The following is a 10,545-nucleotide window of genomic DNA, read 5'->3' on the forward strand; positions in this document are numbered from 1 at the left end:
TAGGAGGGCAGACAAAGGGTTTAGTTGTATATGGGGAATTGGAAGGTGATAGGACGACGAAGCTGTATCTGGATGAATATGCAAAGATGGGTATAGATGGGGTTGAGGTACAAGGCGAATTTATAGACGAAGGGATGAATAAAGGCAGGTATCAACACAAAGGGAATTTTGAGTTTGGTGGTCATAGGGCAGATTTGAGGATAATGAACTTTGAAAACAGAGAGGTGTCAAGAGGTGATTTAAAATTTGAAATAGTTCCCTCCCTTGCGATCAAGGATCTAAGCGTGGAAAGTGCTAAGAAGGTAGCTTCAAGGGAGATGGAATATATAGCAGAAAGGAACCCAGGGATAAAGTCCATTGTTGGTGCAAAAGAGGAGGGTGCCTCGCTGACAGTGGCGATGGTAAAGGATAGGGTGGTGCTCAAGACAGCGAGCACTGAGCAGGTATTGGCGCCCACCATAACCCTCAAGGCAGATGGGACGGTAGAGCTGGCAGCCAAGGCCTCCAACCTCGAAGATGGTCCCCACACCGCTACCGTAGAGGTCCTGGATGAGGGGGGGAAGGTGATAGATTTCAGGCAGAAGGTGTTTATTGTGGACACCATTTCACCGGAGATATTGTTGGATCAAATAGGGGATCTTAAACATCGAGTAGGGCGCCTTCTTTTAACTAAAACAAAAGTGGTTCCTGTTTCGGCTCAGATAATCGCCATTCCCATCAAAGAGGAGGGCTCGGGGGTTGAGAGGGTAGAGGTGGAGGAGACGGTGAGGGTGAGGACGATCATAAAATCATCCAGCCCCTATCAGCAACCTTCGTTGGGATGGCAGGAGGAGAAAAGGCCGACGAGGACGTTTAGGGAACCTGTCCTCAGGGGAGAGGGCGCTCAGCTTCTTTTCCCCCTGGAGATTGAGGCCTTGCCCTATGGGGAGCATATATTGAAGCTTGCGGTCTATGACAGGGCGGGCAATGTGGGGGAGAGGACTTATCAATTCAAATCATATCCGGTCAAGATATCCAGGGAAATTGGGAGTGGTATAGAAGAAGGTTCAAAAAAGATAAGGCAATATTGTTATTGGATTACATATGGGGGTACATCCAACTCCGGACCTGCTGTTTACGGCAGTGGCAGCATCGGGATGGATGCACCTTTATACATAAAGACATACAAATACACAGTCCCGAAGTCGGGGTCACCCTACCCAAATATCACCCTTGATGAAGTTGAGGAGCCCATTGGATGGAGGGTATGGAAGGTAACCCAGACAAGGCCTGCGACCGACACTGTGGAGGCGGTCCTGAGGATAGAGGGGCCCGAATATATAGACTTCACAGTCAAGGACCATTCTATAATAAGGGAAGAACCGGGGCCGAGGGAGGTTCGTGAAATCTACATTGGGTTAAAAGTAGCCGATCTTCGGGTGAACCTTTTTTACAATAGCAAGGCAAACTCCCTTGATGCATCGTGGAAGGGGCGCACAGCAAGGGATCTATTTCTCGTTTTAGATTTAGACGGCATGGAGATCATCCCCACTGGGGTAAGGGAAGATGGGTTTCAATACTCGCCCATAGGGGAGGGGGATCATCAAGTAACCCTTTCGGTATATGACCGCCTCTCCAATAAGTGGACCAAATTGGAGGGGGAGTTCAGTGTCAATACCGGTGAACCTGAGATATCAGATTTCAGGTATATCCCTGAAGATGATGTGTTCAGTGCAAGGATTTCTGACAGGGGTACAGAGCTAAGGGATTTAGAGGTAGGACTTTATATAAACGGCCAAGAATCGATATTTGAGTTTGATCATGCAACAGGCCAGCTTATGGCCTTTCTTGATGACAAACCAGATATAGGTGTTGTTAAGGCACAGTTGTTTGTGACTGATAAGGCAGGCAACAGGGTGACCTCTATTGCAAAGGCGCAGTTTTACACCCCGGGGGAAGGTGCCCTGATCGGGAGGGCCAGCACAGATGTCTCCCTTGACATTGCGTCTATTCCTCTGGGTTGGACTATGATGTCAAAGGGGGCTGGATGTATAAGGAAGTACAAGAGGAGAGGCGATTGTTGGGTAACACTGATAGAGGAGTGCAGGAGGACCAGGAGGGGCATTGGTGCACTTATTGGGATCACCAAACCAGAGATTCGGGAGATGTTGCGAGAAATAGAAGAAGAAAAAGAGAAGGAGAAAGAAGGCATTTCAATGCCAACGTTTCAGGAGATGGTGGAAAAACAGGAAAAAGAGAGCAAGGGCATTTCATTGGCATTTGGCTCAGGATATGGTGGTCGTGAAGCGAAGGGGTTTTTGATAGACATCTTGAACAGGATAAGGGGGGGATATTATAAAAGAGTAACAACAAGAGAGATAGACACCTGTCCTCCTATCATCTCTGCTCTGAGGTATGATGAGGGGGGCCACAAGGTGAGGGCAATGATCTCTGATCGATCTACCCCTTTTTCTGATCTGCGCATCCGGTATGGGGACTGGAGATATGGCGGTCTTGCCTTTGACCTTTTGCCTGCAACGGGTGAATTCAGAGGGGATCTGCCAATAGATGACAGGGAGATATATCGTACCTCTCTCAGCGTTAATGATGGCTACAGTTGGGCCCATGGTAACCTGACCATCCGCATCCCCAAGAGGCCTCCTGATGTGAGTTTGAGTTTCGATGAATTCTCAGGTTCAGAAAACAGGGACTTTCTGAACTCCCTCGGCCTTGAGCACCTTTTGGTGGGGGAGTACTCTGACATCTCAGGTATTGATGAGGGCCTCACCGAGCTGGAGGTCGATGGGGTTATAAAGAGGAACTTTGTCACCTACGGGAGAAAACCGACGATGCTCCTTTATTTGGCTGATCTCGCCGATGGGAGACACAGGGCGAGACTGAGGGTAGTGGACAATGTGGGGCTGGAGAACGAGGCCAATCTGGTCTTTGATATCAACTACAGGCCCCACATCTATAACTTCGCCTATCAGGGTAATGTAGAGGGTGCTCCAGTGTTTGTCGCCTTTATCAAGGATCGGGGATTTGATGTGACAAAGGAAGGGATAGATCTTTCCCTTGATGGGAGACAGATACCCAGAAGCCAGTATTATTACAATCAGGAGACGGGCTTTTTCAGTGCCTCTGGTCCCATAGAGATTACCGAGGAGTCCCACAGGGCGGTACTCACGGTGGTTGATGGCCGGGGCAACAGGGCTGAGCAGGGCCTTACTTTTGGTGGTCCTTTGGCTGTGGAGCTACCTTCAGAGGCCATAGGGGGTGTACGGATCACCGGTTACTCGGCATGGGACTTTCAGGGCAATGCTGATGGAAGGATCAATCCAGGGGAGCGTGTAAGGCTGTTTGTTGAAGTCCTCTCCGATATGGATATCGCCCAGGCCAGGGGGCTTTTACGGATAACGCACCCCTACATCACCATTGAGCGGGACCAAGCGGAGTATGGGGATATCCAGAAAGGCAAAAGGACCGAATCGGCAGGGGGGTTTGATCTGCTTATCAAGGACGAGTTCTTCTCAAACACCAACATACCGGTGGAGGAGGTGGACTGCGCCCTCACCCTGACCGACAAGGAGGCAAGGCAGTGGGTGCTGCCTTTAAAGATCCCTGTGTACAAGACACCTGCTATATTTAAGGACTTCGTGGGGCCAAAGCAGACATCTATCTCCCTTGAGGTAATTCAGCCCCAGGATGGGGGGTTTTACGACAATTACGAAATGCCTTGTTTTGCAGACGGTAGATTTATTGTTACAGGAAGTAGCATAAGCTCGATAACGGCCACCCTTAATGGGATGTCTCTCCCTGTATCCATCAACAGCGCTGCAGGGACGTTCAGGGCCTCCTTAGAAAGGGCTATGAACAGAGTATTTGCGAAGGGCAGGGGGGCTTGTATCCTTATCGTGAGGGGGCGCAACAGCGCTGGGGACGAGGCGGTGAAAATTATCAGCTTTTATGTTATTTGTGATGATGCAGCGCCACATTGCAGGATACGATGTCCATGAGGAACAGATGTATATGGATCTTCGCCTTATTTTTTATCTCTGCTGGGTTTCCTTCCTTGAATGTAGTCTTTGCCGCTGAAGAGACTTTGGTCCTTCAAAGACCATTTCCTTCAGAATTCGACCCTCAGGCTGGGGAGTCGGTCCTAGTTCAGTACTATCTCTCCCAGGATGCCACAACCCTCACCATTCAGGCGAAAGACTTCAAGGGCGCTGTAATAAGGCAGGAGGTTTGGGAAGATGTCAGGGCAGGTCCGGGGCAGTGGCAATGGGATGGGAGAGATGATAGAAGGCAGTTGGTCCAGCAGGGCCAGTACCAGATCTTCTTCATTTTAGAGTTACCTGATGGAAGGACGGTATCCGATTCTATTCTTGTGAGGGTCATAAAAAGGGCCGCCAGACCTCTTGCCCCACCCCCTCTGCCCCCACCGGTAAGGCCTTACCGCATTGATGGTGAGATTTCGGGGTTTTTCCGCAGGGACACGGACGAGGATGAGGATACCTATGAGGGGAGGTTCAGGCTTCATGGGATTTACGACCAGAAACCCTTTATGGCCGATCTCAATCTCTACCTCATCCAGCGGGAGCGCGAGCAGACCAATTGGGACAACTGTTACGCAAGTTTCGCTTATGAGAAGAAAAATGTTAAATTTCTGTCGGTCTTCAGGAAGAGTCTGGGCTCATTTATTGGTCCCTTCAGGCTCTTTGACGATATCAGGACAGAGAGGTTTAAATCCGGGGCGAGGCTTGATGTGGATACAGGTATTGTAACCGTGACCGGCCTTGGCTTTGTATCAGAGGGGGATACTCTCTCTGAAGAAAAGGGCTACGCCGCGAGGATGGAGATACCCCTGTCAGGGATAATCTCTATCGGAAGTAGTTTCGTAGGTAGGTATTATAAGTTGTCGGGGTTTGATGATGAGGTGAGGAATATCGTGGGGGGTGTGGATGGGGTGTTAAATCTCGGACGGGGTTTCAGCATGGCGGCGGAATATGCAATGTCGGATGATGAGGAGACAGATGAATGGGATGTGGCAGGAAGGATGGAGGCGCGGTATGAAGGTCCGAGGATGCGGGCTGTGCTGGGCTATCAGGACCTGGGCGAGGATTTTGAGGCGGATCTCGCCTATGTCTCCAGGGACGTTAGGTCTGATGCCAGGGGTGTCGATTGTGTCGTCGACTATTATCCAGGCAGAATCCTCTTTATGGAGCGGGCAGGGGTTATCTTCAGGTCTTTTTATTACCAGCGAAGGAGCAACTATGACGATCTGTATGAGGTGGACGGAAACATACGGTTTGGTATCGGTCCGAAGCACGATTTCATGCTGGGCGTAATCGACCATGAGGACGATGCATCTGACTACACGTCGGTGAGGGCACGACACCTACACCGGTTTACCGATATTTGGTCCAATGAGCTGAGTTATTCGGTGAACATAGCAGATGGCGATACAACCCATACCGTGAGGGAGATGGTCCATTATACCAAGCCCCCCAGGAGGACAATCTCTGCAGGCCTCCAGTGGATCAACCGGCATGCCAGCGGTTCTGATCCCTCCTGTTGGGATGAGTTGAGCCTTCTGGCTTGGGGGCAGTGGAGAGGATGGTTCTTTGAGCTTGAAAATCGCTTTGTGTTTAGCGATGAGATCGATTCCAATCTTTTTGCCAAGGTTGGCTACCAGTTCGAGTTTTTCAGGAGGTATGTGGCCACGTTATACGTCGCCTTTGGCGACAGGGCAAGCCAGGAGACCTCAAATACAATTGAGGTCGGCATGGGGGTGAATTTTTGAGATGAACCGGTTCTGGTTTTTATTGATCTTTGTTTTGGTTGGATGCTCCCTCCTGCGGGCGGAGTTCTACAGGAATCAAGCCGATTTCCTATATGCCCAGGCAAATAGGGCCTACAGCGAGGGGAGATTAGATGAGGCGAAAAAAGTATATAATGAGGTGATCGCCTATGATCCCACGTACAGTGAGGCCTATGTTGGGTTAGGCCATATAGCCATGGTGCAAGGCCGCAGGGCAGAGGCAGTTGGATACTATGAGAAGGCCTTCTCAATGAATCCAGAGCTTCGTCCAAAGTTGCAGAACCTGACCTATGCCGCTTACTTAAGGGAAAGGGTTGCCCCTAAGAGCTTTTCAACCCACCTACTTGAAGAAAAATTTAATCATGGGGGATATAAAGAGATAATTGAGGAACTGGAGCACAAAAGTCCCTTAACTGAGGCGGATAATTTCTGGTTGATCCGTTCCTTTATAAGACTCAAGAATTATGAAAGGGCTGCGTCAGTGGTTATTGATATGTTCGCCGATCAATCTGCTCTGGAAAAGCTGACCGAGAGGATGGGGCATCTGGACGCCTTTCTCTCCAAAGGCCACAAAGAGGTGCTGGAGGATTTTCGTACCTTGGCGGAGGTGAGCCCAGGTTGTCTGGTGTGTCAGTATCTTTACGGGACCATGCTTTTTAATAACTCATCTGACTATGATGAAGCGATTAAGGTCTTTACGGGGTTGAAAAAATCGGGCTTCTGCCCTAAACCCCTGTTCAGAGATCTGGCCCTTGCCTATGAAAAGAACGATATGCTCATAGAGGCGATCGATACCTATAAACAACTGGGGGACGACCCCTTTGCCTATGAGAGGCTCAAAGATCTCTATTTAAGGCTCGGTGATATGGAAAAGGTTAAGTTTTATGAGGATCTGATACAGTAGGGCTCATCGAATTAGAAGGTATTCCTGATATGACTATCCCCACCTCCAACTTAAAAAAACTATGTTACGGTTTTAATGGGGGGAAGTTATGGACAAGTTTTCTATTTATGCCCCTCCATACCCTCCTCCACTCCTTTGGTTGTTGAAGGAGGGCCTTCAATATAATGCTTGGGTAATCGATGTCCCCGTAGGTGCTGATGATATCCAATAAGGTCTTGTTGTCCAGGATGGCGAAGATGAGGTTGATTTCATGATTGCGGAGGTGACTGAAGAGACGGCGCAGTGCAATCCCCAGGGAGAGTTCATGGCCGAGTTTCTCCCGCCATCTTTTCTCATAGATCATAAGACCATTAATGCCTTGATGGGCCAGGGCATGATTGGCTGCCACCTGGCCCGCTATCTTCGCCGTCACGATGCCCGTATAAAGTCCCCCTCCAGAGGTGGGCTTGGCCTGGGCGGCGGCATCGCCAACTACCATCACCTTTCCGGCTACCGTCCTCGGTCTGGGACCGATGGGAATAAGGCCGGCGCTGATCTTCAAAGGTCTTAAATTGAGTTTGTTCAGAAGTTTTTTCAGAAGAAAAGAGGCCCCCTTCATTTGGTAAGTGGCCAGGCCCACCCGAGCGATCCCCTCCTCGGCAGGGACCACCCAGGCGAAAAAACCGGGGGCCAGGTCTTGGTCGAAGAAGACCTCTATGAAATCAGGCCTTTCAGGTTCATACCGGACTGTGGCCTGGAGACCTAAAAAAAACTGGCCCGGGGGTGGCAGCTTCGCCCAGTTTGCCACTTGGCTCTTCGGCCCATCGGCACCGATGATTACCTTCGTCTCTGCCCGATAAGTAGCGTCATTCCTCTCGATTATCGCCAACTGATTATCGAGGCCGACCACCCGGCTATGGTGAATGAACTCTGCCCCTACCTCCTGGGCCATCTCTAACAGCTTGAGGTTAAAGAGGCGCCGATCGATGACCAGGGCCCTGGTATCTTTTGCCTCGATCCGCAAGGGGCGGCCGTTGGGGGCATGGATAGTCCCACCTCTGATCTCCTGCAGGACTACACCATCATCGAGTTCTGCCTCTTTGAGACATCGGGGACTGACAATACCTGTACAGCGATCCGGATAAGTAGGCGTTTCATCCCTTTCCACCAGGAGTACCCTTGCCCCATGGTAGGCAGCAGTCTTGGCTGCCACAGCCCCCACAGGGCCGCCGCCTACAACGATGCAGTCATATTTGCCAAGGTCTTTCATCATGCCACAAAGGTCTTTATTACAAGTACCTCGGGCAGTCTCCTTATACCTTTCGTCACGACAAGGAATCAGTCATCCTGATATCGGTCAATATTATATCTTTGCACAGATGTTTTCAAGCAATGTTCACCTTTTTCGATCCTGTTATAAGATGATCCCCCCGGCCACAGGGATTCCTTTTTGTTCCAACACAAACCTTCCCATCTCAGGTATCTCCTGGAAGGGATCTATCACCGCTTCTTTAGAAAGGGAGATCATAACTTTGGCCACCTCTGCCTCTCTTATCCGATGGGCATCCTCCTGGATCACCTCCATAGAGGCGGGGTCGAATTTCTTGTATATATTCTCTATCGTACAGGGGATTTCCTGAGTCACACATCTGAAGAGGAGGGGGTCCCCCACCTTGTAACCTCCCCTTTCCATCCAAAACATGTTGGCCTTGATGCGGTCCGTGATAATGGGACTCAGATCCCTTGATAAGATTTGTCCCCTTTCTACCTCTGGGTCTCCCCCCAGGCAGATTCCGATAGACTCGCCCAGACCGGCTTCATCCACCCCTTCGGCCAAGAACTTTTCGATGTTCTCAACCTTTACCTCCTTTTTGAGAGGCAAAAGATATAAGGTATCCCCCCTTTGTACGCTGCCTGCCTCCACCCTGCCGACGATCATCCTCTTTCCTTCAACTTGGTAGATGTCTTGAACGGGGAACCGGAAAGGTTTCTCCTCTATCTTTAGCTCAGAAAAGGTGTCCAGGGCCTCCAACATTGTTGATCCCTTATACCAGGGGAGATGCCCTGAGGCCTTGGCCACGTTGTCCCCCTTGATGGCCGAGATGGGGATGGTGTAAGGCGGGCTGATATAGAGGCTGTTTAAAAAGGCAGCTATCTCTTCCTTTACCTCCTGAAACCTCTCTTCTGAATAATTAACCAGATCCATTTTGTTGATCACTATAATTACCTGTCTCAACCCCAGCATCCCCAAGATATAGCCGTGTCGCTTGGTCTGTTCCCTGACCCCTTCCTGGGCGTCTACGATCAGCAGAGCGGCCTCTGCCTGACTGGTGCCCGTGATCATATTCTTCAAGAATTCCTTGTGCCCGGGGGCATCGATGATCACATATCTCCTTTTGGGGGTCTTAAAAAAGGTCTGGGTTGTGTCAATAGTGATACCCCTTTTTCTTTCCTCCTCCAGTGAATCCATGACAAAGGCAAACTCCGTCTCCCTTCCCAGGGTCGCAGAGGTCTTCTCTATCTCCTTTAACCTATCTTCTGGCAAGCTTTCCGTATCGTAAAGGAGCCTCCCGATCAGGGTGCTCTTGCCATGATCTACATGGCCAACAATCACCAATCTTAGTGCTTTTTTGTCCATACCCAAATCTTCTTCATATGATCAATTTAACCAGTGTTAATATCCCGAGCACTGTAGCTGCCAATCCGATTATTAATGTAAACTCCTTGACTGGCATCTTCTTTACAGTATAGACGGACAGTGGGACAGAGATCAATGAACCTATGACCAGATATGGGGCTAAAACCCAGTCAACATGCGTACCAATGACAAAATAGGTCAAGACACCAACAAAACAGGTGGCCCCTTCTGCCAATGCGGTTATGCCTATTGAGCTTTTAGTATCGACTCCTGACAATATCTGACCAGATACAATAAGGGGGCCATAGCCTCCTCCAGACATACCTTTATTAAATGAAGCAAGAATACCGATTCCCATAATCCTCTTCCATGAGAAATTAATTTTAGTCTTATGTTTCATCATTACGATGATTCCCATTGTCAATACAAGAATCCCTATGTACAGTTTGAGGTAAAAGACCGGTAGATTTAATGCCACAAAGACAGCAGCAATTACCCCGGTAACGCTGCACATTACCAGCACCAATGCGACCTTGGAGTCTTTTGATCTCGGCATGTAGCCCAGGTTTCCAAGCGCTTTGGCAATTCTGTGTTCATCATCCCTTCTAAAGTCGAAGAAGACATTCCCTGCTCCTTGATGCAGAAATGCTGCCAGTATGCCTGAAATAAATTCTGAAAGCAAAATAGCAGGTACGATCTGCAACGGTGAGAAACCCATTAATAAGAGTATGGGGGTCAGCGTGGTGCCATATCCCATGCCAATGCTAGAATCTATATATTCTGCACAAAACGATATAAATAAAACCCCGATGAAAAGCAATTCAACGGCCATTTTCGCCCAGTCACCTTACATATACCCCAAGGCCCTTAACTTCTGCATGGTGTAGACATCCTCTTTATCCTGGGCGCGCCCTGCCCTCTCGGAGGTCTTCGTTGCCCTGATCTCTTCCACTATCTCATCTATGGTCTGGGCATGGGAATCAATGGGGCTACAGCAGGGCACGCACCCGATGCTCCTGAACCTCTTGCCCTCCTTGCTGAAATAGAGTTCTATAATGGGGATCTCTTCCCTCTTTATATAGCTCCAGATGTCCAGTTCAGTAAAATGCAGAAGGGGATGGATGCGGAAGTGTTCCTCTTCATAGACGGTGGATTTATATTGATCCCATAGCTCAGCAGGTTGGTTCTCGTAGTCCCATTTGAAATGGGCATCTCGCGGGGAAA

Annotated in this window: 7 protein-coding genes; 3 read left to right on the forward strand and 4 right to left on the reverse strand. The window is 49.5% G+C overall.

The window, feature by feature from the left end:
- Nucleotides 1-38 precede the first annotated feature (38 nt).
- The 3 genes from JRI46_11095 to JRI46_11105 are packed head-to-tail and all read left to right on the forward strand — an operon-like array spanning nt 39 to nt 6,704.
- Nucleotides 39-3,995, forward strand: coding sequence for a hypothetical protein (locus tag JRI46_11095; protein ID MBW2040114.1), 3,957 nt, complete (start codon nt 39-41; stop codon nt 3,993-3,995).
- Entirely contained in the window at nt 3,992-5,782 is a 1,791-nt protein-coding gene (locus JRI46_11100) for a hypothetical protein (GenBank protein MBW2040115.1), read from the forward strand. The genes JRI46_11095 and JRI46_11100 overlap by 4 nt, the downstream gene beginning before the upstream one ends.
- Before the next feature lies 1 nt (nt 5,783).
- Nucleotides 5,784-6,704 (forward strand): tetratricopeptide repeat protein, encoded by a 921-nt coding sequence (locus JRI46_11105; protein ID MBW2040116.1) that lies wholly within the window; start codon nt 5,784-5,786, stop codon nt 6,702-6,704.
- A gap of 64 nt (nt 6,705-6,768) precedes the next feature.
- On the opposite strand, the gene JRI46_11110 is transcribed toward JRI46_11105, so the two are convergent.
- The 4 genes from JRI46_11110 to JRI46_11125 all read right to left on the reverse strand — a co-directional run.
- A complete protein-coding gene (locus JRI46_11110; GenBank protein MBW2040117.1) occupies nt 6,769-7,956 on the reverse strand; it encodes an NAD(P)/FAD-dependent oxidoreductase in 1,188 nt (395 codons plus the stop codon).
- 141 nt (nt 7,957-8,097) lie between these two features.
- On the reverse strand, nt 8,098-9,321 hold the full coding sequence (locus tag JRI46_11115) for a GTP-binding protein (protein MBW2040118.1): 1,224 nt from the start codon (nt 9,319-9,321) through the stop codon (nt 8,098-8,100).
- Nucleotides 9,322-9,334: 13 nt separating this feature from the next.
- Nucleotides 9,335-10,153 carry a sulfite exporter TauE/SafE family protein gene (locus JRI46_11120; GenBank protein ID MBW2040119.1) on the reverse strand — a complete coding sequence of 273 codons (819 nt, stop codon included), beginning with the start codon at nt 10,151-10,153 and terminating at the stop codon, nt 9,335-9,337.
- A gap of 15 nt (nt 10,154-10,168) precedes the next feature.
- Nucleotides 10,169-10,545, reverse strand: a 377-nt coding sequence (locus tag JRI46_11125; protein ID MBW2040120.1) for a phosphoadenosine phosphosulfate reductase family protein, incomplete at its 5' end; no start/stop codon positions are given.

The sequence above is a fragment of the Deltaproteobacteria bacterium genome, assembly GCA_019308925.1.
GTDB lineage: Bacteria > Desulfobacterota > B13-G15 > B13-G15 > RBG-16-54-18 > JAFDHG01.

Bases quoted from the DNA above. Each gene is read 5' to 3' on its own strand.
- JRI46_11100 (MBW2040115.1), top strand. From the start codon at position 3,992: ATGAGGAACAGATGTATATGGATCTTCGCCTTATTTTTTATCTCTGCT.
- JRI46_11105 (MBW2040116.1), top strand. From the start codon at position 5,784: ATGAACCGGTTCTGGTTTTTATTGATCTTTGTTTTGGTTGGATGCTCC.
- JRI46_11110 (MBW2040117.1), bottom strand. From the start codon at position 7,956: ATGATGAAAGACCTTGGCAAATATGACTGCATCGTTGTAGGCGGCGGC.
- JRI46_11115 (MBW2040118.1), bottom strand. From the start codon at position 9,321: ATGGACAAAAAAGCACTAAGATTGGTGATTGTTGGCCATGTAGATCAT.
- JRI46_11120 (MBW2040119.1), bottom strand. From the start codon at position 10,153: ATGGCCGTTGAATTGCTTTTCATCGGGGTTTTATTTATATCGTTTTGT.